17 protein-coding genes are annotated in these 23,883 nt (G+C 69.6%); 3 read left to right on the forward strand and 14 right to left on the reverse strand.

All coding sequences use genetic code 11. The features are described 5' to 3' along the window. Nucleotides 1–43: 43 nt before the first annotated feature. Both ACFFIO_RS09800 and ACFFIO_RS09805 read right to left on the reverse strand, forming a co-directional pair. Nucleotides 44–6,205, reverse strand: coding sequence for an Ig-like domain-containing protein (locus ACFFIO_RS09800; RefSeq protein ID WP_378041392.1), 6,162 nt, complete (start codon nt 6,203–6,205; stop codon nt 44–46). A 110-nt stretch (nt 6,206–6,315) separates the two neighbouring features. Further along, nucleotides 6,316–6,675, reverse strand: coding sequence for a LysM peptidoglycan-binding domain-containing protein (locus ACFFIO_RS09805; RefSeq protein ID WP_378041394.1), 360 nt, complete (start codon nt 6,673–6,675; stop codon nt 6,316–6,318). 210 nt (nt 6,676–6,885) lie between these two features. Here ACFFIO_RS09805 and lexA point away from each other — a divergent pair, with 210 nt between their 5' ends. Further along, on the forward strand, nt 6,886–7,629 hold the full coding sequence (lexA, locus tag ACFFIO_RS09810) for a transcriptional repressor LexA (RefSeq protein ID WP_378041395.1): 744 nt from the start codon (nt 6,886–6,888) through the stop codon (nt 7,627–7,629). A gap of 5 nt (nt 7,630–7,634) precedes the next feature. Next, the gene (locus ACFFIO_RS09815) at nt 7,635–8,531 is read left to right on the forward strand and encodes a hypothetical protein (protein ID WP_378041396.1); all 897 of its coding nucleotides are present in this window, start codon (nt 7,635–7,637) and stop codon (nt 8,529–8,531) included. Here ACFFIO_RS09815 and ACFFIO_RS09820 read toward each other — a convergent pair. Then, the gene (locus ACFFIO_RS09820) at nt 8,528–10,624 is read right to left on the reverse strand and encodes an ATP-dependent DNA helicase (RefSeq protein WP_378041397.1); all 2,097 of its coding nucleotides are present in this window, start codon (nt 10,622–10,624) and stop codon (nt 8,528–8,530) included. The two genes, ACFFIO_RS09815 and ACFFIO_RS09820, sit on opposite strands and share 4 nt — an antisense overlap. Continuing rightward, on the reverse strand, nt 10,621–12,204 hold the full coding sequence (hflX, locus tag ACFFIO_RS09825; protein ID WP_378041576.1) for a GTPase HflX: 1,584 nt from the start codon (nt 12,202–12,204) through the stop codon (nt 10,621–10,623). Before hflX ends, ACFFIO_RS09820 begins: the two co-directional genes overlap by 4 nt. Before the next feature lie 349 nt (nt 12,205–12,553). Between hflX and ACFFIO_RS09830 the strand changes: the two genes are divergently transcribed. Further along, entirely contained in the window at nt 12,554–13,177 is a 624-nt protein-coding gene (locus tag ACFFIO_RS09830; RefSeq protein ID WP_378041399.1) for a class I SAM-dependent methyltransferase, read from the forward strand. Between the two features lie 18 nt (nt 13,178–13,195). Here the strand turns inward: ACFFIO_RS09830 and dapF are convergent, their stop codons facing one another. The 10 genes from dapF to ACFFIO_RS09880 form a co-directional block, all read right to left on the reverse strand. After that, nucleotides 13,196–14,152 carry a diaminopimelate epimerase gene (gene dapF / locus ACFFIO_RS09835; protein ID WP_378041401.1) on the reverse strand — a complete coding sequence of 319 codons (957 nt, stop codon included), beginning with the start codon at nt 14,150–14,152 and terminating at the stop codon, nt 13,196–13,198. A gap of 9 nt (nt 14,153–14,161) precedes the next feature. Beyond that, a complete protein-coding gene (gene miaA / locus ACFFIO_RS09840) occupies nt 14,162–15,094 on the reverse strand; it encodes a tRNA (adenosine(37)-N6)-dimethylallyltransferase MiaA (RefSeq protein WP_378041403.1) in 933 nt (310 codons plus the stop codon). Next, a complete protein-coding gene (miaB, locus tag ACFFIO_RS09845) occupies nt 15,091–16,620 on the reverse strand; it encodes a tRNA (N6-isopentenyl adenosine(37)-C2)-methylthiotransferase MiaB (RefSeq protein ID WP_378041405.1) in 1,530 nt (509 codons plus the stop codon). Before miaB ends, miaA begins: the two co-directional genes overlap by 4 nt. A 9-nt stretch (nt 16,621–16,629) precedes the next feature. Further along, the gene (locus ACFFIO_RS09850) at nt 16,630–17,220 is read right to left on the reverse strand and encodes a regulatory protein RecX (RefSeq protein WP_378041407.1); all 591 of its coding nucleotides are present in this window, start codon (nt 17,218–17,220) and stop codon (nt 16,630–16,632) included. Next, nucleotides 17,220–18,281: a recombinase RecA gene (gene recA, locus ACFFIO_RS09855; RefSeq protein WP_378041409.1), complete on the reverse strand. Its 1,062-nt coding sequence runs from the start codon at nt 18,279–18,281 to the stop codon at nt 17,220–17,222. The genes ACFFIO_RS09850 and recA overlap by 1 nt, the downstream gene beginning before the upstream one ends. A gap of 232 nt (nt 18,282–18,513) precedes the next feature. Beyond that, nucleotides 18,514–18,744: a DUF3046 domain-containing protein gene (locus ACFFIO_RS09860; RefSeq protein ID WP_378041411.1), complete on the reverse strand. Its 231-nt coding sequence runs from the start codon at nt 18,742–18,744 to the stop codon at nt 18,514–18,516. Nucleotides 18,745–18,819: 75 nt separating this feature from the next. Beyond that, nucleotides 18,820–19,272, reverse strand: a complete 453-nt coding sequence (locus ACFFIO_RS09865) for a helix-turn-helix domain-containing protein (RefSeq protein ID WP_378041413.1) — start codon at nt 19,270–19,272, stop codon at nt 18,820–18,822. 219 nt (nt 19,273–19,491) lie between these two features. Beyond that, nucleotides 19,492–20,001: a CinA family protein gene (locus ACFFIO_RS09870; RefSeq protein ID WP_378041578.1), complete on the reverse strand. Its 510-nt coding sequence runs from the start codon at nt 19,999–20,001 to the stop codon at nt 19,492–19,494. A 31-nt stretch (nt 20,002–20,032) separates the two neighbouring features. Beyond that, nucleotides 20,033–20,626 carry a CDP-diacylglycerol--glycerol-3-phosphate 3-phosphatidyltransferase gene (gene pgsA, locus ACFFIO_RS09875; RefSeq protein ID WP_378041415.1) on the reverse strand — a complete coding sequence of 198 codons (594 nt, stop codon included), beginning with the start codon at nt 20,624–20,626 and terminating at the stop codon, nt 20,033–20,035. An 18-nt stretch (nt 20,627–20,644) separates the two neighbouring features. Continuing rightward, nucleotides 20,645–23,830 carry an FtsK/SpoIIIE family DNA translocase gene (locus ACFFIO_RS09880; protein WP_378041417.1) on the reverse strand — a complete coding sequence of 1,062 codons (3,186 nt, stop codon included), beginning with the start codon at nt 23,828–23,830 and terminating at the stop codon, nt 20,645–20,647. Nucleotides 23,831–23,883 lie beyond the last annotated feature (53 nt).

Below are 23,883 nucleotides of genomic sequence, written 5' to 3' on the forward strand. Positions count from 1 at the left end.
CGCCGCGGCCGTGCGACGAAAGGAGACCGGCCGTCACCGACGATCACCACGGTGCGGAGATCTTGTTCGAGACGTACTCCCGCGAACCGTCGCTGACGACCACCCAGACTTGGTTGACGCGGTCGGTCGGGTAGCAGCCATAGGTCCCGGACCTGAACGAGCCATTCTCGTCGGCGGTCAGGGAGAGCCCAGGGGTGTTGTTCCAATAGACGTCCACGCCGGGGTTGTTGGGGCGCCGGCCGCCGCAGTAGGCCGTCAGCCGCTGGTTCGGGTCGAAGTTGTCCAGGGCCCAGTTCGTGTAGTGACAGTCCTTGTACGCGTTGTCCTCGCCGCAGGCCTCCGGATCGCCAAAGGCGGGGCCCTGGGTGATCTTGACTGTCGGATTGGGGATGGCACGCGAGGTGGCCGACGTGGTGACGGTGTCACACGTGGAGGTCCCGGTGACGCACACTTGGAGGGTCATGGTGTAGCTGGTGGCCGCCCGCGTCCGTGCCGTCGTGAAGGAGCCGGTGTTGTCCACCGTGGAGGAGTTGACCTTCGGCGTGACGGTCACGGACCGGCCGTTGCCGATGCTCGAGGCGCTGGTGGGGCTCCAGGTGAACTTCACGGAGCCCTGCTGGGGTGTCGCCTGAAGGGCGGGCATGTTGAAGGGGCCGTACGCCACGTCGGTGGCCACCGTTTGAGACGTCCCGGAGCCCGCGGCGTTGGTGGCGCGCACCGTGAGCTGGTAGCTGTTCCCGTTGGCGGGGACCGTGATGGTGTCCGAGGTCGAGGCCCCCAGACTGGACCAGCCGCTGCCGAGGGAGTATTCGTAGGAGACCGGTGAGCCGTTGCTCGCCGCCCCCGAGAAGGAGATGTCCAGTTGGCGGTTGGCTCCGGTGGGCGACGTGGTCAGCCCGCTCACAGCCCCGGGCAGCCCATAGGGCGTCACGGCCGCGGACCGTCCGGACGGCGGCGAGGTGCCCTCGGCATTCCGCGCGATCACGGAGAACGTGTAGGCGGTGGACTTGTCCAGTCCGGACCAGTTCATCGACGTGGTCCCCGCGGCCACGTCGCGGGACACACTCGAACGACCGGAATGTGCCGTCACGGTGTATCCCTGGAGGGCAGCGCCGTTGTCGTCCGCGGCGGACCAGGACAGCCGGACCACGCCGCCGTCGACGGCCGAGGTGTCCCGGGCCGCCGACGGGGTCCCGGGGGCGAAGGGCTTGCCGGCCGGCGTCGCGGCCACCGACCAGCCCGACCATTCGGACGGCTCGTCGGCCTGGTTCACGGCCTGGATGCGGAATTGGTAGTCCACGCCGTTGGTGAGGCCGTCCCAGCTCAGGGACGTCCCGGCTCCAGACGAGCGCAGGCCGCCACCGGGCGGTGCCGGGCTCAACTGCACGCGATAGTCCGTGATGGCCGAGCCGCGGTTGACCGGCGGCGTCCACTGCACCGTGACGAGACCGTCACCGGCGTCCACGGTGGGCGGGGCCGGCTGCTCGGGACGCACGTCCGGAATCGCGGGCGCCGAGACGCCCGAGGCCTCCGATTCGCCCACGCCGTTGGTGGCCACCACCGTGAAGCGGTGTTCCACGGCATTCTCCAGGCCGGTGATGGAACACGCGGTGGAGGAGCACTGCTGGGTGGAGCCGGTGGTCGTGTCCGTCACGGTGTACCCGGTGATCGGATCGCCGTTGTCCGGCGGGGCGGCCCAGGAGAGCTCGACCGTCTGGTCCTCCACGGACTCGATCCGGGGAACGCCGGGGGCGTCCGGACGGCCCTTGACGATCACGGTGATGTTGCCCTGGACCTCCCGGGTGGGGTCGGCCGTCAGGTCCTGGATCGTGTAGGTCACCTGCATCCGGCCCGAGTAGTCCTGTCCCGGGGTGACGGTCACGGTGGAGCCGTCCGTCACGGCGGTCCCCTCGCCCGTCGCGACCTGGGCCGCGGTCACGGTCAGCGGCGCCTCGCCCTCGAACGGGTTGACGTCGTTCTCCAGCACGTTGACCGTGACGGGTTCGCCGGACCGGGCCTCCGGGACCTCGTCATCGAGGGCGCGCGGGAGCGCCCGGGAGGTGCCCACCACGTCGACGGTGATCTCTGCGGCGACGGGCTCGGCCTCGCCGTCGGACACCGTGAACGCCACGGTGCCCGTCGTGCCCCGCTCCGCGTTGGAGGAGGGGGTCACCGTCAGCTCGGTCCCGTCGAGTTCGGCCGCGAACTCGCCGCTGACCTGACCGCGGGAGAAGGTCAGTTCGTCGCCGTCGGGATCCGAGGCCAGCGGGCTGAGGTCCAGGGTCACGGGGTCGCCGCCCTGCTCGATCTGCAACGAGCTGGACTGCACCGTCGGCGGATTGTTCTCGTCCGGACGCGGCTCGACGGTGATGGGGATGGACAGCGTGGACACCAGCCCGTTCGGGTCCGAGCCATCCTCGCCATCCGTCACGGTCACGTTGACCGACGCACCACCGGCATAGTCGGCCGGAGCCGTGAACCGGACCTCGGTGGCCGATCGCACGGTGAACGCGGCGGACGCGGGGGTGGCGGACGCCGAGCTGTCGTCGGTCAGCCGCGGCGTGCGGCCGTCACGGACACCGATGTGATCGGTCAGGTCCACGCGGAGGTCCTCACCGGCCACCACGCGCAGCGGTTCGGTGGTGGTCAGCCACGGCGCGCGGTGGTCATTGCCCGGCACGAGGATGAAGGCACGGCCCACCCCGCCGTCCACGTCCGTCACCGTGTACATGATGACCTGTGCCGCCGGCTGCACGGGGACGACCACGTTGGTGCCCTCCACACGGGCACCGGCCGCCTGGGCGGCCTCGTCCACGCCGAGCTCGAGGTCCTCCACGGCGCCATCGGGGTCCTCGTCGTTGTCCAGGACCGAGACGGAGATCTGCTCCCGACCGTCGATCTCCTCGACCCCAACGAGGTCGTCGCGGGCGATGGGCGGCATGAGCGGGGCTTCCTCATCCACGCGGATGGAGAGGTTGGCCGTAGCGGTGGCGCCGGCGGGGTCGGCGATGGTGTAGCCGATGTTGAGGAAACCCTCGGTCTCCGGGGTGACGACGCGGACCCGTCCGTCCACGATGTCCACCGGCACCTCCGGCTGGCTGGGGGCGAATCGGTCCTGCACCAGGGTCACCTGATCGCCGTCGGGATCGGCGTCGTTGGCCAGGACGTTCGTGGTGAAGGTGCGCCCGGGCCGGACCTCGACCGAGTCGTCCAAGGCGACCGGCGGATGGTTCGTGCTCAGCGGCTGAGCGATCCCGATGGTCACGGTGCCGGTGGCCCGCGCGCCCAGCCGGTCCACGATCGAGTAGGTGAAGTGGTCAGAACCAGTGGCGGCACTGGAGGCGGTGTACACCAGCCGACCCTTCTCCATGCGTACGGAACCCTGGGTGGGTGGCGACTGCACGCCCTCCAGGGTCACGGAGTCTCCGTCCGGATCGATCCCGTCCAACGGGATCGGCACCGCCACGGCTTCTCCGGAGAGCACGCGGGCGGACACGGAGAGGGGCACCGGCGGGTTGTTGGACTCTCGATCCATCGGCACCATGGTGATCTCCACGGTGGCCGAGGCCGCCTGCCCGTCCGGGGCACGCACCGTGTAGGCGAGAGTGGCCCGCCCTGGCTCACTGCCGGCGCGGAACCTGACCTTTCCATCGGAGACGAAACCGATCCCGCGGCCTTCGGCGACCTGGCGGTCGAGTTCCGGCTTCAGGCTCAGTTCTTCCTGGTTGGGGTGGGTGTCATTGGCCAGGACGTCGATGGTGACCACATCACCGACGCGGACGTTCGCCGCATCCGCGACGGCGATGGGCGGCTGCATGACCTCCGGTTCCGGCAGCGGCACCACGGTGACCTGACCCTCGGAGGTGCCCTGGGCGTTCGACACTGAATAGGAGAAGGTGGCGGGACCGGTCATCCCGCCGGTGTCCACCACCCGGATGTGGTTGAAGTCCTCGACGGCCAGTTTCAACGGGGCCGGCACCCCGGACTCGGTCGTGGCATCCTGGACCCCCTGCACCACGAGCACGCCTCCGGTCGGGTCGGTGTCATTGCCCAGGACGTTGACGAGGGTCTGACCGCCCGCCGGCAACAGCGCGATGTCACGCACGGCCACCGGCAGTCCGGAGCTCTCCTCACTCTCCACGACGTCCACGCGGATCAACCCGGGGGCGGAGTCGTACTCGTTCGCCGCCAGATACTCGACGTAGTAGGTGTCGGCGACATCCGAGGACCACTGCACCGATCCCCCGGCGGCCGAGTAGTCGATCTCCGCATTCTCTACAGCAGCCACTTGGGCGAGGCGCAGTTGGCCGCCCAGTGGATCGGTGTCGTTCTCGAGCGGGTAGAACGTGATCTCCTGCCCCGCCTGGACGGTGACGTGGTCTGCCTGGGTGATCGGCGGATGGACAGATCCGCGTTCGAGGACCTCGATCTGCACCGTGCCCGTGGTGGTCTCGCGCCCGTCGGTCACGGAGACCTGGATGTCCCGGCGTCCGGCTTCGCCGGTGTTGTCTTGGTACGTGAGCTGGCCGTCCGGACGGGTGCGCACGGTGTCCGGCTCCTCTGCCAGGGCGCCCACGAGCTGGAGGTCGTCACCGTCCGGGTCGATCCAGTCGGTCAGGACCTGGCTCGTCACAGATTCTCCGGCCGGCACGCGCAGCACCGCCTTGCGCTCCTGGGTGGGCCCCCGATTCTCACTGTCCGGCACCACCTGCAGAGAGATCTGAGCCGTATCCGTGCCACCACGCCCGTCGTTGGCCACATAGGACACCTCGGACCGGCCGCTCGCGGATTTCGGGACGACGACCTGCAACCCGATGCCGTCGATGATCTCCTGCACCGTGCCCACTGAGGGCTGGTCACCCTCGAGGGAGACCGTCAGGACATCACCGTCCGGGTCGGAGTCATTGAACAGGACGGGCAATTGCGTGGTCCGCCCGGGCCGCACGCCGAAACTGTCATCCTCCGCCACGGGCGGCCTGTTCTCCTCCTGCCGCTCCGGCAGAGCGGTCTCCTGGGTGACCTCGTCGGATTCCTCCTCCGTCTCCTCGCCCTCGCCCTGGGGCGGTTCGAGGTCGTCCCAGTTGGCGACCACCTTCATCTGGTCGAGGACCATCCAGTTGGTCCCGGACGTCGTGTCGTTGAGTACCACGACATCGCGGTTCACCCGGAAGACCAGCTCCGCGCCGGCCGTCAGCTCGGGGATGGGGACGATCTGATCCTGTTCTTCACCGTCACAGTCCTGCAGGTAGTGCCCGGTGACGGCCGAGGCGGCATGAAGGCAACCGGCTACCCGAACGGGGGCCGTTGCCGCCACACTGCCGTCAGCACCAGCGGGTGAGGTCGATCCGGCGGAGGCGTCCGTGGGAGGGACGATGCTCATGGCCTGAATGTCCCCGTTGGACAGAGCCACGGTGACCAGGTCCCGCTCGGTAGACAAAGCCACCTGGTCCACCTCAGGACCGGACGGCTGTGGCACCGCACCCACCAGCCGCTCATCCTGCACGGAGTGGCCTGGCCAGGACAGGGTGCCGGACTCAGGGTCCACCACCACCGGAACGTCGCCCACGGCCACCAGCTGCGGTTCCTGCATTCCGGACAACCCTTCGAGGCCGTCCTGGCGGGTCTCCACCAGGGCACCAGGCTGCTCGCCCTCGGCCGCGAAGCGAATCACGGTGTCCCGGCCGAGGTCCGCCACGAACACCTCGCCACCCACCGTGGTCGTCGACGTCACGGCTCCCTCGGCCTCGTAGAGCGGTTCGTCCGTCGAGACCTGGGGCGTCGGGTCCACCGTCCCCGCGTAGACGGCCCCCTCGGCGGGATTGCTGGCCGAGATGACGCCGGCGCCCAGCGCGAAATCCTGGGTGGCCGGCATCATGACCTGGTCGCCGGCGACCATGGCGGTGGTGTCAATGGAGGTCAAGGCGCCGGAGGCCGGGTCCAGCATGAGGGCGGTGGCATCCTCCTGGTGAAGTTCGAAGTCCTCCACCGGGGGCCGGAAACCACCGTCCAGGATGGTGGACTCGTGGTTCAGGTGGCCGACGTATCCCCCACTGTTGTGGGTGACCCAGATGCCGGCATCATGCAGGTCGAGGTCAGCCGTGTCGAAGCCGGGATAGAGGAAGGCACCAGTGGCCACGAGGGCACCGACGGCGGAGAAGGCCACCGGGGTCGCCACAGACTTCATCTGCTTGCGCTTGTTCCCCATGAGTGCCCCGTCATCAGCAGTTGATCCGCCTCACTACGGACCCAGGCCATCCTAGCGGCGGGCTGAAGGGAGTCGAATCCCCCGGCACTCCCTGCGGGGCCAGCGGAGACTCAGGCCCCAGCGGGGACGAACAACACCTGACCGGGCTGCAGGTCGCCACCGTCGAGGTCATTAAGTTCGCCGATGCGCAGGATGGCCTCGTTGCGGGGCGACTCGGGGGCCGTGCGCCCGGCGATGGCCCACAAGGTGTCGCCATAGTTCACCGTGACCGTCTCCACGTCCGCAGCCGGCTGGTCATCGGAGGCCGCCGCCGGAGCCATCCCGTGGGCGCCGAAGAAGACGGCGGCCACTGCGGCCAGGACCGCCAGAACGATGACGGGGAACCCCACGAAGAGGAAACGACCACGGCGGTTCAGGTGGAATCCGGCGGAGCCGGCCGTGCGGATCTGGACCGATGCTGCAGTGCTCATGCTCTTCTGCCTCTCCTCCCGGAACCCCGGGCCATCTAGAACGTGTGTTCGACTGCTTCGACGTCATGTCTAGCACGCCTGTTCGAAACATGCCAAGAAAAATTCGAACATATCTTTGAATCGAGGGTGTGACTCCGGTACCGTCGGACCCAGCGACCAGCAAGAGACACTTCACCAAGACCGACGGACACGATAAGAACGGATGGTCGAATGGCCCCCCGGATTCCCACTCCCGCCCCGGACCCGCACCACGATCACGGCGTCCGGCCCCTCACCGATCGTCAGCGGATCATCCTCGGATCCATCCGCTCTGCGATCGCCGCACACGGGTATCCGCCGTCCATGCGGGAGATCGGAGATGCGGCCGGCTTGGCCTCGCTGTCATCGGTCACCCATCAACTGGGTCAGCTGGAGAAGCTCGGCTACATCCGCAAGGATCCGGGCCGCCCGCGGGCCATGGAGGTCCTGCTGGACGAGAACGGCCTGGCCCTCGTGGCCGAGTCCGCCGTCACGTCCCCCGAATCGGCAGCCACGCCGGAGGGGGCGGTGAGGACCCTGCACACCGGGGCCGCCGACGGTGATGCCGTCCCGGTCCCCCTGGTGGGCCGGATTGCCGCCGGTGGGCCGATCCTCGCCGACCAGCAGGTCGAGGACGTCATGACCCTGCCGCGTCAACTGACCGGCGAGGGGGAACTGTTCATGCTGAAGGTCTACGGCGATTCCATGGTCGATGCGGCCATCTGCGACGGCGACTGGGTGGTGGTGCGTCAGCAGAACAACGCACAGAACGGGGACATCGTCGCCGCGTTGCTGGACGACGAGGCCACCGTCAAGACCTTCCGGCAGCGGGATGGCCACACGTGGCTGCTGCCGCAGAACTCTGCGTATGAGCCCATCCTCGGCGACGAGGCGACGGTCATGGGCAAGGTCGTCACGGTACTCCGGGCGCTCTGAGCCCCATGAACCATCGGCCTCTGCCGCCGGGCGTCCGCGTGGCGGATGCCGAGGAGTTCGTCTACACCCACGGGCGGCTGCTCGAACGCCGCCGGGTGGACCTGCTGCTCCACGGCGGCGGCACCGAGGGTGTCCTGGCTGCCCTGGGGGCGTACCGCAATCCTGACGGTGGATTCGGTCACGGCCTCGAACCCGATGTGCAGTCACCGAAGAGTGAGGCGCTCTCCACGCTGACGGCTCTGGACCTCTTGGCCGGTTGGGATCTGGCCGAGCACCCCTGGGTTCGCTCTGGACTGGAATGGGTGGCCTCGACTTCCGGGCTGGACGGTTCCGTGCCGTTCGTCACCGAGGCCTCCCTCGAGTGGCCCCATGCACCGTGGGTCCAACCGGTTCCCGGCGGTTCGCACCTCACGTATGGCTTCGCCGCCGCAGCCCTGCTGACGGGGTTCGCGGGCGGGTGGGCTGAGGCCGCCTCGGACTGGTGCCGCCTCCGCTTGTCCCGGGCTGCGACTGCCGGCGACCTGCCCGCCTATGAGGCCAAGTACGCCCTGAGGTTCCTCGCTGCGGACGGCCTTCCCACGGGCTCGGTCGACAGCCCGATTCTGGCAGCCCTTCGTGAGCGGTTGTCCGCCAACGGCTCCCTCCCCGTGCAGGGTGGCGTTGAGGACGAGAGCATCCATGCGCTCGACCTGGTCCACCATCCTTGGACGGTCCCCTTCCCCTCGGACCTCTACGGCGGCCTGGTCCCTGCGGCCGTGATGTCCCGGGACCGCCGGTGGCTCGCATCCGCCCAGGAGCCCGATGGCGGATGGTCCGTGGACTGGCCGGCCTGGAGCCCGGCCCCCGGCATCGAATGGCGGGCCATTCGCACGGTCGGCGCCCTCGAGATGCTGATCCGCTAGTCAGCGGGACGGAGCCGCTCCAGCACGCCGCGGACCACGGAGGGATCGGCCGTCGGCCAGAAGTCCGGCAGGGTCGAACGCAGGAACGATCCGTACCGTTCCGTCGCGAGCCTGGAGTCGAGGACAGCCACCACACCGCGGTCCGTCGCGGTCCTGATGAGCCGGCCGGCGCCCTGCGCCAGGCGGACCGCCGCATGGGAGGCGGAGACCGCCATGAACCCGTTGCCGCCATGCCGGCTGATGTCTCTGGACCGCGCCGTGGACAGGGGATCGTCCGGTCGCGGGAACGGGATCCGATCGATGACCACCAGGCGGCAGGACTCGCCGGGTACGTCCACGCCCTGCCACAGGCTCATGGTCCCGAACAGACAGGTGTCCTCCTCCGTGGCGAACTGACGCACCAGGGCGGTCAGCGTGGTGTCGCCCTGGCACAGGATCGTGGGCTTCGGACCGAGCCGCGTGCGCATCTCGGCGGCAGCGTCCTCGGCGGCTCGTTTGGAGGAGAACAGGCACAGAGCGCCGCCGCCGGACGCCCTGAGCAGTGCCTCGAGTTCGTCATAGGCCTCGGGGGCAGCGAACCGACCCGGCTTCGGCAGATGCCGGGCCACGTAGAGCACACCCTGCCTCGGGTAGTCGAAGGGGCTGCCCACGTCCAGACCGGTCCAGGCCGGCGCCCCCTCGCCCATCAGGCCGAGGGATCCCGCCACCGGGTTGAACGACTCACCGATGGCCAGCGTGGCCGAGGTCAGCACGGTCGTGGCCTGGCCGAAGAGTCCCTCACGGAGTTTGCCGGCCACGGACAGCGGGGCCACGTAGAGCATCGGAGCCGCGGACTCGTCCCCGGGGATCCACCCGGTGCCGGGCTCGAAGTGGCCCGGACGGGACGCCCAGAGCACCTCGGGGTGACTGGTGTCCGGGGTGGTCTCCAGCATCCGCTCGGCCACGTCCAGGACGTCCTGCATCCGGGATCGGGCCATCTGACGCCCGCCGTCGGCCGCGGAGTCGGCACCTCCCCCGCTCGGCTTGGAATCACTGAGCCCCTGGCGGGCCGCATCACGGACAGCCTTCAGGGCGTTCTGCTGGACCTCGTCCGGCCCACGCGGTATCAGGCCCGTGGGGGTGGCGGTGAAGGCGGCGTCAAGGCCGGCGCCGGCCTGCACCAGGTCCTCCACGGCGATGGCCGTGTGCTTACGGGCCGAGGAGGCCGCGGCCTGCACGATGGCCCCGGAGAGCTGGCCGGTCACCGCCCCGGTCACGCGGTCCTGGAGTTCGTGGGCCTCGTCCACCACCACGGCCTCGAACTCGGGCAGCACCGCGAGTCCCTCGAAGGCGGCGATGGCGAGCATGGCGTGATTGGTGACCACCACGTCTGCCTCTCCGGCGTCCGCGCGCGCCCGCTCGGAGAAGCACTCGGCCGCCATCGGGCACTTCTGGGCGCCCAGGCAGTCCACCGCGGACACCGAGACCTGGCGCCACGCGCGGTCGGTGACGCCCGGATCGAGGTCGTCCCGGTCCCCCGTGTCCGTCTCCTCGGACCATTCCCGCAGCCGCAGGACCTCGCGGCCCAGGGGGCTGGTCGGGCCACCGTCGGATCCGGACAGCATCTCGCCGTCGTCGGCCATGCCGAACAGTGCCTGGCCGTCCTCCTCCGGGAAGCCGCCCTCCAGCTTGTGCTTGCACAGGTAGTTGGACCGGCCCTTGACCAGGGCGATGTTCATGGGACGGGGCAGCTCGTCCCGCAGGGCTTCCAGCAGCTTGGGCGCATCCCGTCGCATGATCTGGGACTGCAACGCCAGGGTGGCGGTGGCCACCACCACCGGGTTCTCGGCCTCCAGGGCGTGCTGGAGCGCCGGCACCAGGTACGCCAACGACTTCCCGGTGCCGGTGCCCGCCTGCACCAGCAGGTGCTGCCCGGTCTCCAGGGACCGGGCGACCTCCACGACCATGCGCCGCTGCCCTTCCCGGCGCTGACCCCCGGTGGCTGTGACGGCGGCGTCCAGCAGCCGCAGGGCCTCACGCTCGGCGTCGGTACGGGGCTCGGCGGCGGGCCCCGCCACGGCAGCCGGCGCGGCTTCCTCGACCGTCTCTGTCATGCTCCGGCGCGCTCCTGTCCGTCCGCGGACCTCTCGGCGGCATAGCGACGCAGGTCCTCGGCGATGTCCTCTCGGACCAGTACCCGGAGCCGCGTGCCCTCGGCCTCGTAGGTCTCCGAGATGATGTCCGCGTCCGGCGAGTGCAGGCGCGAGACCACGTCCCCGTCCGTGAACGGGATCAACAGGTCCAGGGCCACGTTCGGGCGCGGGATCGCGTCCGAGACGGCGCGTTCGAGTTCCTCGATCCCCTCCCCGGTGCGGGCGGAGACGACCACTGACCGCGGTTCCTTCTGACGCAGCCGGGCCACCACCACCGGGTCGGCGGCGTCGGCCTTGTTCAGCACGATGATCTCCGGGATCTGCCGGGCGTCCACCTCGGCGAGCACGGATCGCACGGCGGCGATCTGCCCCTCGGGATCTGGGTGCGAGGCGTCGACGACATGCAGGATCACGTCCGCGTCGGCCACCTCCTCCAGGGTGGAGCGGAAGGCCTCGACCAGCTGTGTCGGCAACGAGCGGACGAAGCCGACCGTGTCCGAGAGCGTGTAGCCGATGCCGTCCGGGGTGACGGATTTGCGCACCGTCGGATCCAGTGTGGCGAACAGGGCGTTCTCCACGAGCACACCGGCATGCGTGAGGCGGTTGAGCAGGGAGGACTTGCCGGCGTTCGTATACCCGGCGATCGCCACGGAAGGCACCCGGTTGCGACGCCGGTTGGCCCGCTTGGTCTCACGCGCCGGCTTCATCGCGGCGATCTCCCGGCGCAGCTTGGCCATGCGGGTGCGGATGCGGCGGCGATCCAGCTCGATCTTGGTCTCACCGGGGCCGCGGGAGCCGATGCCCTCACCGCCGGCGGCACGGCCACCGGCCTGGCGGGACATGGACTCACCCCAACCGCGCAGGCGCGGCAACAGGTACTCCAGCTGCGCCAGTTCCACTTGGGCGCGGCCCTCACGGGACTGGGCGTGCTGGGCGAAGATGTCCAGGATCAGCGCCGTGCGGTCGATGACCTTGACGCGGACGATGTCCTCCAGGGCACGTCGCTGGGAGGGTGCCAGCTCCGAGTCCACGACGACGGTGTCCGCCCCGGTCATCGCCACGATGCCGCGCAGCTCCTCGGCCTTGCCCTTGCCCAGGAAGGTGGCCGGGTCGGGCAGGTGGCGGCGCTGGATCAGACCGTCCAGGACCTCGGACCCCGCCGTCTCGGCCAGGGCCGCGAGCTCGCGCAGGGAGTTCTCGGCGTCCTCCGCGGTCCCCTCGGACCAGAGGCCGGCGAGAACGACCCGCTCCAGGCGCAGCTGACGGTACTCGACCTCGCTCATGTCCTCGAGCTCGGTGGACAGTCCGCTGACGCGCCGCAACGCCTGACGTTCGGCCAGGTCGAACTGCTCGCCGTCCGCCTCGGTGTGCCCGTCACCGCCTTCAGACAGTGCGAGCGCCCGGCCCTGTTCGGGGGCGTTCTTGGCGGCACTGGCTGCATCGGCCGCGAGGATCCGGTCGATCACGTCCCGGATCTCGGACTCGTTCCCGTGCTGCTCGTTCGCGGGCTGTTCGTTCCCCTGCGGGGTGGTCTCGGTCATGGTCTCCTTGGATGAGGTGTGGTCTCTAGGGTAGTCGCTGGCGGGGACGCCGAGAGTGTTCAGGTCGCCGCTGTGGATGGGGGTTTTCGGGGCCACCAGGGCCTCCTTCACGGGTCGGGCCGGCGTGGGATCGGCGCGAGGAATCGCGGCATACCAGGACCCGGACAGTCGGGTCACGCAGGCTCAGGGGAGAGTGGGTGCCATCACGGACGGTGTCTCGACCCGCTGCACAGCGGGGAGATCGGGGTCCGGAGCGTCGGTGCCGCAGGGGCACGTCCGACTCAACGCAGGTAAATCCACATGCCAACCAGTATAGGGACGTTGTCAAGCAGAGGTAGCATCGGCCGTGATGGATTCCGCACACTACTTCTCCGCCGAGCCGGTCGGCCCGGAACAACGACGACGGCTCAGCGTCACCTTGGCCGGCCGGGACGTCACCGTCGAGACGGCGGGCGGCATCTTCTCCCCCGACAGCCTGGACAAGGGCACCGCGGCGATGCTGCGTACGGTACCGGACCCTCCGTCGTCGGGCTCCTTCCTGGACATCGGCACCGGATGGGGGCCGCTCGCCCTCACGCTGGCGCTGTCCAGCCCCGACGCCCAGGTCACGGGGGTGGAGGTCAATGACCGTGCTGCGCAGTTGTGCCGGGACAATGCCGCCGCCCTCGGCCTGGACAACGTCTCCGTCTACCGGCCGGACGAGGTCCCGGCCGAACGGACCTTCGACCTGATCTGGTCCAATCCGCCGATCCGGGTGGGCAAGGAGGCACTGCACTCGATCCTGTTGCAGTGGCTGCCCCGGCTGGCCCCCGGGGGCCGGGCCCTGTTGGTGGTGCAGAAGAACCTCGGGGCCGATTCGCTGTTGCCGTGGATGGCCGCGGCCCTCGACGAACGGCTCCCGGGGCAATTCACCGCGTCACGCTTCGGCAGCGAGAAGGGCTTCCGGATCCTGCAGGTGGACCGAATCCGATAGCCGTCGGTCAGGCCCTTGTCAGGCCACCGTTCCGTCGAAGACGAGGGTGGCGGGCCCGGACAGGATGACGCTATCGGTGCCGTCGGCCTGGGGGGTGAACTCGACGCCCACGGTGCCGCCCGGGACGCCCACCTCCCAGGTCAGGGCGTCACGGTCTCCGGCCCAGATGCGGACGGCCGTGGCGGCGGCACAGGCCCCCGTGCCGCAGGAGAGGGTCTCCCCCACCCCCCGCTCGTGGACGCGCAGGTCCAGTCGGCCGACGCCGTTCAGGAAGAGCGGGTCGGCGGCCACCACGAACTCCACGTTGGTCCCGTTCGGCGGGACCGGTTCCACGTTGGGCTGCTTCGCCAGGTCCAGATCCGCCAGATCCGCGCCCTCGGCCAGCGCGACGACGGTGTGCGGGTTGCCCATCGAGATGCTCAGGGCCGGGCGGGGGTCGGCCAGCCCGGCGGCGAGCACCAGGGAGTCAGAGGCCCGTTCCTCGGCCAGTTCGGGGTCGATGTAGCTCCACGGCCCCATGTCAGTGGAGTACCGCTCCTCGCCGAGCCGGGTGACGGTGCGGAGGCCGGCGCGGGTGCCGATCGTCACCTGCTGTCCGACCTCCAGGTCCACGAGGCCCCGGGTGGCGAGGTAGTGCACGAAGACGCGCACACCGTTGCCGCACATCTCGGAGACGGATCCGTCGGCGTTGCGGTAGTCCATGAACCATGTGGCCTCGGGGTGGTTCTCCAGCAGGTCCCGTCCCTCGATGAGGTGCGTGGACTCGACCACACGGATCAGCCCGTCGGCACCGATCCCGAAGTGGCGGTCGCAGAGGGCTTCCACGTGATCCGGGGCGAGTTCGGTCTCCCCGCTCAGGTCGGGGACGAGGATGAAGTCGTTTCCGGTGCCGTGCCCTTTCGTGAAGGCCAGCCCGGCCAATTGGGCAAGGGCGGTCCGCAGACGGTCGGGGTCCTGGGCGATCGGCAGGGTCATGACCTCAGTCTAGGTGGCGGCCTGCGGCCCCGTTGACCGGGCCAGGTGTCCCAGCACGTCGTCGAGTAGGCCGGGACGCGTGGGATCGAACCACGTGACGCGCGGGTCCGCCCGGAACCAGGTGATCTGGCGGCGGGCGAAGCGGCGGGTCGCCGTGGCGGTGTCCTCGATGGCCCAGGACGTGTCCGCCTGACCGTCCAGGACGGCGAGGAACTGCGCGTAGCCGATCGCCCGCGAGGCCGTCCTGCCCTGCCGCAGCCCGAGGGCGTCCAGGGCCCGGACCTCGTCCAGCAGGCCTGCCTCGGCCATGGCGACCACGCGCGCGTGCAGCCGCTCGTGCAGTCGGGGCCGGTCCAGGTCCAACCCCACCTGCACGGTAGGCCGCAGGTAGGTCCGCTTGGGCATGTACGAGGTGAACGTGCGTCCGGTGAGCTCGAAGACCTCGAGGGCACGCACCATCCGCCGGGCATCCCCCAGACGTGCCGCGCTGTCCGGATCCACGGCCTGCAACCGCTTCCGCAGGCCCTCCAGGCCGATCTGATGGCCTTCGGACTCGATCCGTGCCCTGACATCCGGGTCTGTCGGGGGGAACTCGAGTTCGTCCAGTGCGGCCCGCACGTACAGCCCGGAGCCGCCGACGAGGACCGGCACGAGACCACGAGCCCGGATGTCGCCGATCACCGCCCGCACCTCGGCCTGGAAACGGGCTACCGAGGCCTCCTCGGTCACGTCGAGCACATCCAGCAGGTGGTGGGGTATCCCTCGCCGCCCGGAGACCGGGAGCTTGGCCGTCCCGATGTCCATGCCGCGGTAGAACTGCAGGGCGTCGCTGTTCACGATCTCCCCGCCCAGCCGCTCGGCCAGGTCCAGGGCCAGTTCGGACTTCCCGGTGCCCGTGGGCCCGACGACGGCCACGATCGGTGCGCGGCCGGCGTCGGTCATGCGGGGCGCAGGGTGGGCATGCCCAGGCTCACGCCGGCCGAGCCGGCAGTACCCTCGGCACCGTCTGCCCCCGCGCCGGATGAGGGCACACCGCAGGAGGCGGCCTGGGCTAGGTCCCAGGCGTCGCCGGCGCGGGACCGGCGCAGGACATAGCCCTCCGGGTCCTCCGCTGTGGGATCCGCGATCAGGAAGTAGGGATGCGATGCTGTCACCGTCACCGTGACGACGTCACCGGGACGCGGGACCTCGGCACCCTCCGGGACACTGAAGTGCACGAGCCGGTTGTCCGGGGCGCGGCCGGCCAACCGGCCGGTCGCGGCGTCCTTGGAACCGGAGTGGTTCGTCACCAGCAGCTCCTGGCGGGTGCCCACCAGCTTCGCCGTCTCCTCGGCGCTGATGCGGTCCTGCAGGGCGGTCAGGCGCTCGAAGCGTTCCTGGACGACCGCCTTGGGAACCTGGTTCTCCATCTCACCGGCGGGGGTCCCCGGGCGGATGGAGTACTGGAAGGTGAAGGCCGAGGCGAAGCGTGAGGCCTCCACCACGTCCAGGGTGTCCTGGAAGTCCTGCTCGGTCTCCCCGGGGAAACCGACGATGATGTCCGTGGTCACGGCGGCGTGCGGGATCCGTTCCCGGACCTTGTCCAGGATGCCCAGGAACTTCCGGGAACGGTAGGAACGGCGCATCTCCTTGAGGATCCGGTCCGAGCCGGACTGCAGCGGCATGTGCAACTGCGGCATGACGTTGGGGGTCTCGGCCATGGCATCGATGACATCGTCGGTGAAGGAGGCCGGATGGGGACTGGTGAAGCGGACCCGCTCCAGTCCCTCGATCGAGCCGCAGGCGCGCAGCAGCTTCGCGAAGGCACCGCGGTCGCCGAACTCGACACCGTAGGTGTTCACGTTCTGGCCGAGCAGGGTGACCTCCACGGCTCCGGCATCCACGAGGGCCTGGACCTCGGCGAGGATCTCGCCGGGACGGCGGTCCTTCTCCTTGCCGCGCAGGGCCGGGACGATGCAGAAGGTGCAGGTGTTGTTGCAGCCCACCGAGATGGAGACCCACCCGGAGTAGGTCGAGTCCCGCTTGGTCGGAAGGGTGGAGGGGAAGGTCTCCAGCGATTCCAGGATCTCAAGCTCGGCCTGTTGGTTGTGGCGGGACCGCTCCAACAGGGTCGGCAGCGAGCCGATGTTGTGGGTGCCGAACACGACATCGACCCACGGGGCCTTGTCGATGATGGTCTTCTGGTCCTTCTGGGCCAGGCAGCCGCCCACCGCGATCTGCATGCCGGGGTGGTTGTCCTTGACGGCGCGCAGATTGCCGAGGTTCCCGTAGAGCTTGTTGTCCGCGTTCTCCCGGACGGCACAGGTGTTGAACACGACGAGGTCGGGATCGGCGGTCCCCGCGGCCGGCGCGTACCCGGCGTCCTCCAGCAGGCCGGAGATGCGCTCGGAGTCGTGCACGTTCATCTGGCAGCCGAAGGTGCGGACCTGGTAGGTGCGCTCATCGAGACGGTGGGGGGCGGAAGTCACCGCAGTATTCTAGTCCTCGTCCAGGGCAAAAGCATCCGCCTCGTCCTGGAGTCCACCGAGGACGTCCTTGACGATGCCCAGTGCCATGCCGGGCGGGTATCCCTTGCGGGCGAGCATGCCGGCCAGGCGCCGGACCGTCTTGTCCCGCTCGGCCCGGTCCTCGACCGCGTCCCCGGACGGGAGCTGGCGCCCGCGGATCTTGCGCTGGACGAGTTCAACGGCAGCCTCCCGTTCGGCATCCTCGCTGATCGTCTCGAGGGCCTGTTCGGCAGCTTCCCCGGAGACGCCCTTCTGCTGGAGCTCCCTGCGCAGGGCTCCGCGGGCGAGGCCTTTGGAACGTTGGCGGGTGCGGACGAAGTTCTCCGCATAGGCGGTGTCATCCACGAGCCGGACGTCCTCGAGGCGGTCCAGCACGGCGGCGGCCACGTCCTCGGGGACATCCCGCTCGGCGAGTTTCTCCTCCAACTGCTTCCGCGACTTCGGCGAGGCGGTGAGCTGGCGCAGCACGATGGTCCGCGCCACCTCCGCGGCGGCCGGCTCCGGATCATCCGCGAGGTGCTCGGGGACGTCCGGTACCGCGCGGAGGTGGCGACGTGTCATCAGGCCGGGGACTGACCCGAGACCGCGCGCAGCTGCGGCTCGCCCGCGGCCTCGTCCTCGGCCGCCACGCCGATGCCGAGCTTCTCCAGGATGCGGGTCTCGATCTCGTCGGCGAGGTCGGGGTTGTCCTTGAGGAAGCGGCGGGAGTTCTCCTTGCCCTGGCCCAGCTGGTCGCCGTCGTAGGTGTACCAGGCGCCGGACTTCTTGACGATGCCCTCGTCCACACCCATGTCGATCAGGGAGCCCTGGCGGGAGATCCCCTCGCCGTAGATGATGTCGAACTCAGCCTGCTTGAAGGGCGGGGCCATCTTGTTCTTGACGATCTTGGCGCGGGTGCGGTTGCCGACGGGGTTGCCGCCCTCCTTGAGGGTCTCGATGCGGCGCACGTCGATCCGGACGGAGGCGTAGAACTTCAGGGCCTTGCCACCGGTGGTGGTTTCGGGGCTGCCGAAGAACACGCCGATCTTCTCGCGCAGCTGGTTGATGAAGATGGCAGTGGTCTTGCTCTGGGCCAGGCGACCGGTGATCTTGCGCAGGGCCTGGGACATCAGGCGCGCCTGCAGACCCACGTGACTGTCGCCCATCTCGCCCTCGATCTCGGCGCGGGGCACCAGGGCCGCCACGGAGTCGATGACGATGATGTCCAGCGAGCCGGAGCCGATCAGCATGTCCATGATCTCCAGGGCCTGCTCGCCCGTGTCCGGCTGCGAGACCAACAGGGCGTCCGTGTCCACGCCGAGCTTCTTCGCGTACTCAGGGTCCAGCGCGTGCTCGGCGTCGATGAACGCGGCAATGCCGCCATTGCGCTGGGCGTTGGCCACGGCGTGCAGGGCGACGGTGGTCTTGCCGGAGGATTCCGGCCCGTAGATCTCCACGACACGGCCCCGGGGCAGGCCGCCGATGCCCAGGGCGACGTCCAGGCCCACGGAGCCGGTGGGGATGACCTCCATCGGGACGCGGACCTCGTCCCCGAGGCGCATCACCGAGCCCTTGCCGTACTGCTTGTCGATCTGGGCCAGTGCGGCTTCCAGAGCCTTCTCGCGGTCAGTGGCTGACGCCATGATTCACCCCTACGTGTGCTGGTGGCGGGCGGCCTTCGAGCCGTTCCCCTGTACTGATGACGAACATACTGGATCGCCCGGACGGGTTAGCGGAACGCCGCTGGTGCTGTGGATGACATGCCCGGGGCAGACCCGGTTCATGTCCTGTGGAGGAGCCTACCGCTGTTCGAAGATGTTTTCGAAGAGCTCGGACCCGGCGTGTCCTCAGAGTCGTCCCGGATCAGCCCCGGACTCAGTCCTGGGCGCGGTCCCGCACCGGGAGGTCACGGCCGAGGCGGCGTCCCTCGGGGACGCCCTGCAGGTCGCAGACGTCGAGCCACACGCGCCGCGGGTCCACGCCCGCCTCGAGGGCCCGGTCTGCGGTCTCCAGGAGGGAGGGCAGCACGAGGGTCGCGGCGATCACACCGGCGTTGCCGGGGCCGAACTCGTCGTCCATCAACCGGCGGAACTCACTGTGCTTCATCTCGGGACCCTTCCGTCCGCGCACAGCAACAGGACCGCAGCCCTGAGGGTCTGCGGTCCTGCGCTGCGGTCTTGGTCAGTGGCTGCCGGCGAGCTGGCCGAAGTCGTCCGGGACCTCGTCCGGGATGCGGGCACCGAACTCCTCGGGGGCGAAGCTGCTCTCGAGGTCAACGGGGACGGTGTCCGGGATGTGCACACCCTCTTGGAGGGCGATGCGGTCGGAGACCTCGCGCAGCATCAGGGACATGGGCACGTTCAGGGCGCCGCAGATGGAGGACAACAGCTCCGAGGAGGCTTCCTTCTGTCCGCGCTCGACCTCGGACAGGTAGCCGAGGGAGACTCGCGCATGGTGGGAGACCTCGCGGAGCGTGCGGCGCTGGCGCTGGCGGACGTCACGCAGGACGTCTCCGATTTCCTGGCGAAGGACTGGCACGGCGTGCTCCTTGGTCTCGAGGGAGTCGGTTGGGACGTTTTCCCCGGTCTCCAGCCAACGGGTGATGCCGTTGACGGTTACCGGATGCTTCATCATGTCTACTGTCTTCTCCTGAGTGGGTACTGGGAGTGGCCGATCAGGCCAACTGGTGGGTACAACGGTGGCCGGGCCGGTATTTGTTCCCGTTCCGACCGCCCATCAGCTGGATTCCCAGCCGATTCCCAGCTGACTGCGCGGCGTGGTCCCAGCCTACCGACAACCCCGGACCCGGAGGCAAGCGTGCCGACGCATCCCTCGCATTCCGTGACGCAAATGTCATGTCCACCCGGTCAGACGCGCCTGCATCATCTGCAATCCCCGGCGGACCGTGTCCCGCCGGATCGCTTCCCGGTCGCCCTTGAGGTGCAACAGTACGGCCTCCGGCTCCGCGTGGCCCGGCATCCCGGCCAGCCCCACATAGACCGTGCCCACCGGCTTGCCCTGGTGTGCCTCCGGCCCGGCCACGCCGGTCGTGGAGATCCCGACGTCGGCGCCCGTCACACGGCGGGCACCCTCGGCCATCTGCCGGGCCACCTCGGCGTCCACGGCGCCGGCCCGGGCCAGCAGGGCCGGGTCCACGCCGAGCAGCCGCTCCTTGACGTGGTTCTGGTACGCCACCACGCCGCCCTGCAGCGTCCCGGAGGCCCCGGGCACGTCGGCCAGCGTGGCCGCCAGCAGTCCGGCGGTCAGTGATTCCGCGGTGGCCACCGTCAGGTCCCGGCGGATCAACAGTTGCACGACGGCGGCCGGCAGGTTCTCCGCATCGACCCGCTCGGCCGGTTCCATCGGCTCTTCACGTTCCACCCGGCCAGCCGGCTCAATCACGGCTGGACTCGCCGGCGAGGGAGTCCCGACGCAGCCGCAGGCCCTTGAGGACGTAGTCGGCGCCGGTGATGAGGGTGACCACGAGGGCGGCGGCCATCAGGATCCAACCGGCCCACAGCCACCAGTCCCCCAGCACCGGGCCCAGGGGGGCCAACAGCCACAGCAGGGCCGCGGCCTGGAGCACGGTCTTGAGCTTGCCGCCCCTGGAGGCCGGCATGACGCCGTATTTCAGCACCATCAGGCGCATCAGCGTGATGCCCCACTCGCGGACGAGGATCAACACGGTCACCCACCACCAGAGCTCGCCCAGCAGGGAGAGCACGATGAAGGCGGAGCCGGTCAGGAGCTTGTCCGCGATGGGATCGGCGATCTTGCCGAAGCTGGTGACCAGGCCCCGGGACCGGGCGATGTCGCCATCCAGCTTGTCGGTGTAGATGGCCACGGCGAACAGGGCGAAGGCCACCCAGCGCAGGACCATCGAGTCCTCGCCCGAGGGGCCTCCGGCCACGAGCACCCAGATGAAGAACGGGACCATGACGATCCTGACGGCCGTCAGGAGGTTGGGCAGGTTCCAGTTCTCACTCATGCGTGCAGTCTACGGATCTCACCGTCCGGTGAGGTGCCACGCGTCCTCGGAACCCTCGCCGTCCTCGCCACCGTCCTCGTCGTACCAGTCGTCCGCCGCGGGACGGGAGGCGAGATCGTCTGCCACCAGGTCACGTCCGTAGTCCGGGTCCTGCCGGTCGGAGGTCTCCGCAGGCAGGGACCCGCGCACCAGTTCCTGATCGGAGGGGGCCTGGCCGGAACGCTGGGGCATCTCCGGGTAGGCGGCGCGCGGCTGACCGGAGCTGCCCGAGCCGCTGACGTGATCGGAACTGTCTGAGCCGTCCAAGGCGCCAGTGGCGTCGGCCTGGTCCGCGTGCACCACGTCCTCGGCGTAGGCCTCCGGCGCGTCCTCGCTCGGGGCCGCGGCCGGCGGGCCGTCACCACGGATGGTGGCCAGCAGGTCTGCCAGGTCATCCGGCTTCACCAGCACGTCGCGGGCCTTCGAGCCCTCCGAGGGGCCGACGACGCCGCGGGACTCCATCAGGTCCATGAGCCGGCCGGCCTTCGCGAAGCCGACGCGCAGCTTGCGCTGGAGCATCGAGGTGGAGCCGAACTGGGTCGTCACCACGAGCTCGGTGGCCTGCAGCAGCAGGTCCATGTCGTCGCCGATGTCCTCGTCGATGACCTTCTCGACCTTCTCCGGGACCACATCCTGGCGGTACTGCGCGGTCATCTGGGTCTTGACGTGCTCCACGACCGCGTGGATCTCGGACTCGTTGACCCAGGCCCCCTGGACGCGCATCGGCTTGGACTTGCCCATCGGCAGGAACAGGGCGTCACCCTGGCCGAGCAGTTTCTCGGCACCGGGCTGGTCCAGGACCACGCGGGAGTCCGTGACGGATGAGGTGGCGAAGGCCATGCGGGAGGGCACGTTGGCCTTGATGAGGCCGGTGACCACATCCACCGAGGGCCGCTGGGTGGCCAGCACCAGGTGGATGCCGGCGGCACGGGCGAGCTGCGTGATGCGGACGATGGCGTCCTCGACGTCCCGCGGGGCGACCATCATCAGGTCCGCGAGCTCATCCACGATCACCAGCAGGTACGGGTAGGGCTTGAGCACGCGCTTGGAGTCCGGCGGGAGGTTGACCTTGCCGGCCCGGATCGCCTTGTTGAAGTCGTCCACGTGCTTGTAGCCGAAGGCCGCCAGGTCGTCATAGCGCGTGTCCATCTCGCGCACGACCCACTGCAGGGCCTCCGCGGCCTTCTTCGGGCTCGTGATGATCGGGGTGACCAGGTGCGGGACACCCTCGTACGCGGTGAGTTCCACGCGCTTGGGGTCCACCATGACCATGCGGACCTCGTCCGGGGTGGATCGCATGAGGATCGAGGTGATCATCGAGTTCACGAACGAGGACTTGCCGGCACCGGTGGCACCGGCCACGAGCATGTGCGGCATCTTGGCGAGGTTGGCCATGACGAAGCCACCCTCGACGTCCTTGCCGACGCCCATCACCATCGGGTGGTCGGTCTTGCGCGCGGCATTGGAACGCAGCACGTCACCCAGGGCGACAACCTCCTTGTCCGCGTTCGGGATCTCGATGCCGATGGCGGACTTGCCCGGGATCGGCGAGAGGATGCGCACGTCCGAGGACGCCACGGCGTAGGAGATGTTCTTGGACAGCGCCGTGACCTTCTCCACCTTGGTGCCCGGGGCGAGCTCGATCTCGTAGCGGGTGACCGTGGGGCCGCGGGAGAATCCGGTGACCTCGGCGTCGACCTTGAACTGGTCCAGCGTGGAGGTCAGGGCGGCCACCACGGCGTCATTGGCCTCGGTACGGTCCTTGTGCGGCGGACCGGCCGGAAGCAGGGCCGAGTCCGGCAGCGTGTACGTGATGTCCCCGCCCAGGTGCAGCTGCTCCGAGCGTGCCGGCATGGGGGGCAGCTCGGCCGGCCGTGCCACCGGGGTCGCCTTCACGGCCGCTGCCGGTGCTGCTGCCGGCGGCACAGTGCCGATCGGTTCGGTCGCCGGCCCGGCCGGGGCATCGGGTCCGACGCCGGCGGCTTCCTTGACGCGGGCGATGGCCAGTTCCCCGGCGGTCGGCCGCCGGACACCCGGCGGCACGGCTGGGCCGGAGAAATCGGCCTCAGCGGGGGTGGCCGCGGAGGCCGCGTCAGGGTGCTCGACCGGATGCCCGTCGGCATCGCCGATCACGGCGGTCTCGTAGGCCTCCGTGGTGGTGACCGGGTCACCGTTCTGGTCCAGGACCGCGGTCGGCTGTTCGTCGTCACGCCCGAAGAGCCGGGTGCCCTTGCGCTTCTTCTTGCCCTGCTTGTTCTGCTTGTCCGGCTTGCCGGCGTGGTTCCGTTCGTGCTGCGTCAGGTAGGACTGATCGTGCTCGTCCTCTCCGTCCCGGTCGGCCCGGCTCTCTCGGGCACCGCGGGCGGTGCGGTCCGGGCGCTCGGTGGCCGCGCCGCCGTCGGGCTGGCCGGTGAGCCAGGCATAGGCGTCCCGGGTGCGCTGCGGAATCTGGCCCACCGGGGTGGCGGTGACGATCAGCAGGCCGAAGAGGACGAGGACGACCATCAGGGCCCACACGGGCCATGGCGTCAGCAGGGAGGCCAGCGGGGTGGTGGCGAGGTAGCCGACCAGGCCTCCCCCGGCCAGGAGGTTCTCGAAGGAATCGGCCACGGCGGGCAGGCCCGCCACGAGGTGGGCGATCCCGGCGGCGCCGACCAGCATGACCATCAGGCCGATCGAGATGCGGCCGTTGTCCCGGTGCTCCTGTGGCGTGCGGAAGTACCGGACCGCGATGATGAGCAGCACGGCCGGGAAGAGCAGGGCCGCCCAGCCGAGGGTGCCGGCGGCCACATGGTGGACCACGGTGCCGTAGCCCGGGGTGCCGCGCAGGCCCCACCATTCCACCGAGCCGATGATGAGGGCGAGGGCCACGAGGAAGAAACCGGTGCCGTCACGGCGGTCCTCGGGATCGATCTTGGCGTCGCGGCCGACCTTGCGGACGCCGGCGCCGATCGGCGTGGCCAGGGCCATCCAGAACCCGCGCGCCGCGCGCACGAACAGGTTGCCCGCCGGCTGCGGGGCGGGTTCGGGCGCGCTGCGGTTGCGCTGGGTGGAGCCGGACGGGCGCGCAGACGACTTCGCCGACTTCGGCTCCGCACCCTTGCGGGCGGTGGAGGTCGAAGACCGGCTGGACTGCGAACGCGTCGGGGAAGTACGGGTCGCCATGCTACGTAGGGTACCGGCGTCCCCGTAGGCTGTCCGTGACCAACACAGGGGTT

It is taken from the genome of Citricoccus parietis, assembly GCF_042433045.1.
Taxonomy (GTDB): domain Bacteria; phylum Actinomycetota; class Actinomycetes; order Actinomycetales; family Micrococcaceae; genus Citricoccus; species Citricoccus parietis.

Bases quoted from the DNA above. Each gene is read 5' to 3' on its own strand.
- ACFFIO_RS09800 (WP_378041392.1), bottom strand. From the start codon at position 6,205: ATGGGGAACAAGCGCAAGCAGATGAAGTCTGTGGCGACCCCGGTGGCC.
- ACFFIO_RS09805 (WP_378041394.1), bottom strand. From the start codon at position 6,675: ATGAGCACTGCAGCATCGGTCCAGATCCGCACGGCCGGCTCCGCCGGA.
- lexA (WP_378041395.1), top strand. From the start codon at position 6,886: ATGGCCCCCCGGATTCCCACTCCCGCCCCGGACCCGCACCACGATCAC.
- ACFFIO_RS09815 (WP_378041396.1), top strand. From the start codon at position 7,635: ATGAACCATCGGCCTCTGCCGCCGGGCGTCCGCGTGGCGGATGCCGAG.
- ACFFIO_RS09820 (WP_378041397.1), bottom strand. From the start codon at position 10,624: ATGACAGAGACGGTCGAGGAAGCCGCGCCGGCTGCCGTGGCGGGGCCC.
- hflX (WP_378041576.1), bottom strand. From the start codon at position 12,204: ATGACCGAGACCACCCCGCAGGGGAACGAACAGCCCGCGAACGAGCAG.
- ACFFIO_RS09830 (WP_378041399.1), top strand. From the start codon at position 12,554: ATGGATTCCGCACACTACTTCTCCGCCGAGCCGGTCGGCCCGGAACAA.
- dapF (WP_378041401.1), bottom strand. From the start codon at position 14,152: ATGACCCTGCCGATCGCCCAGGACCCCGACCGTCTGCGGACCGCCCTT.
- miaA (WP_378041403.1), bottom strand. From the start codon at position 15,094: ATGACCGACGCCGGCCGCGCACCGATCGTGGCCGTCGTCGGGCCCACG.
- ACFFIO_RS09850 (WP_378041407.1), bottom strand. From the start codon at position 17,220: ATGACACGTCGCCACCTCCGCGCGGTACCGGACGTCCCCGAGCACCTC.
- recA (WP_378041409.1), bottom strand. From the start codon at position 18,281: ATGGCGTCAGCCACTGACCGCGAGAAGGCTCTGGAAGCCGCACTGGCC.
- ACFFIO_RS09860 (WP_378041411.1), bottom strand. From the start codon at position 18,744: ATGAAGCACAGTGAGTTCCGCCGGTTGATGGACGACGAGTTCGGCCCC.
- ACFFIO_RS09865 (WP_378041413.1), bottom strand. From the start codon at position 19,272: ATGATGAAGCATCCGGTAACCGTCAACGGCATCACCCGTTGGCTGGAG.
- ACFFIO_RS09870 (WP_378041578.1), bottom strand. From the start codon at position 20,001: ATGGAACCGGCCGAGCGGGTCGATGCGGAGAACCTGCCGGCCGCCGTC.
- pgsA (WP_378041415.1), bottom strand. From the start codon at position 20,626: ATGAGTGAGAACTGGAACCTGCCCAACCTCCTGACGGCCGTCAGGATC.
- ACFFIO_RS09880 (WP_378041417.1), bottom strand. From the start codon at position 23,830: ATGGCGACCCGTACTTCCCCGACGCGTTCGCAGTCCAGCCGGTCTTCG.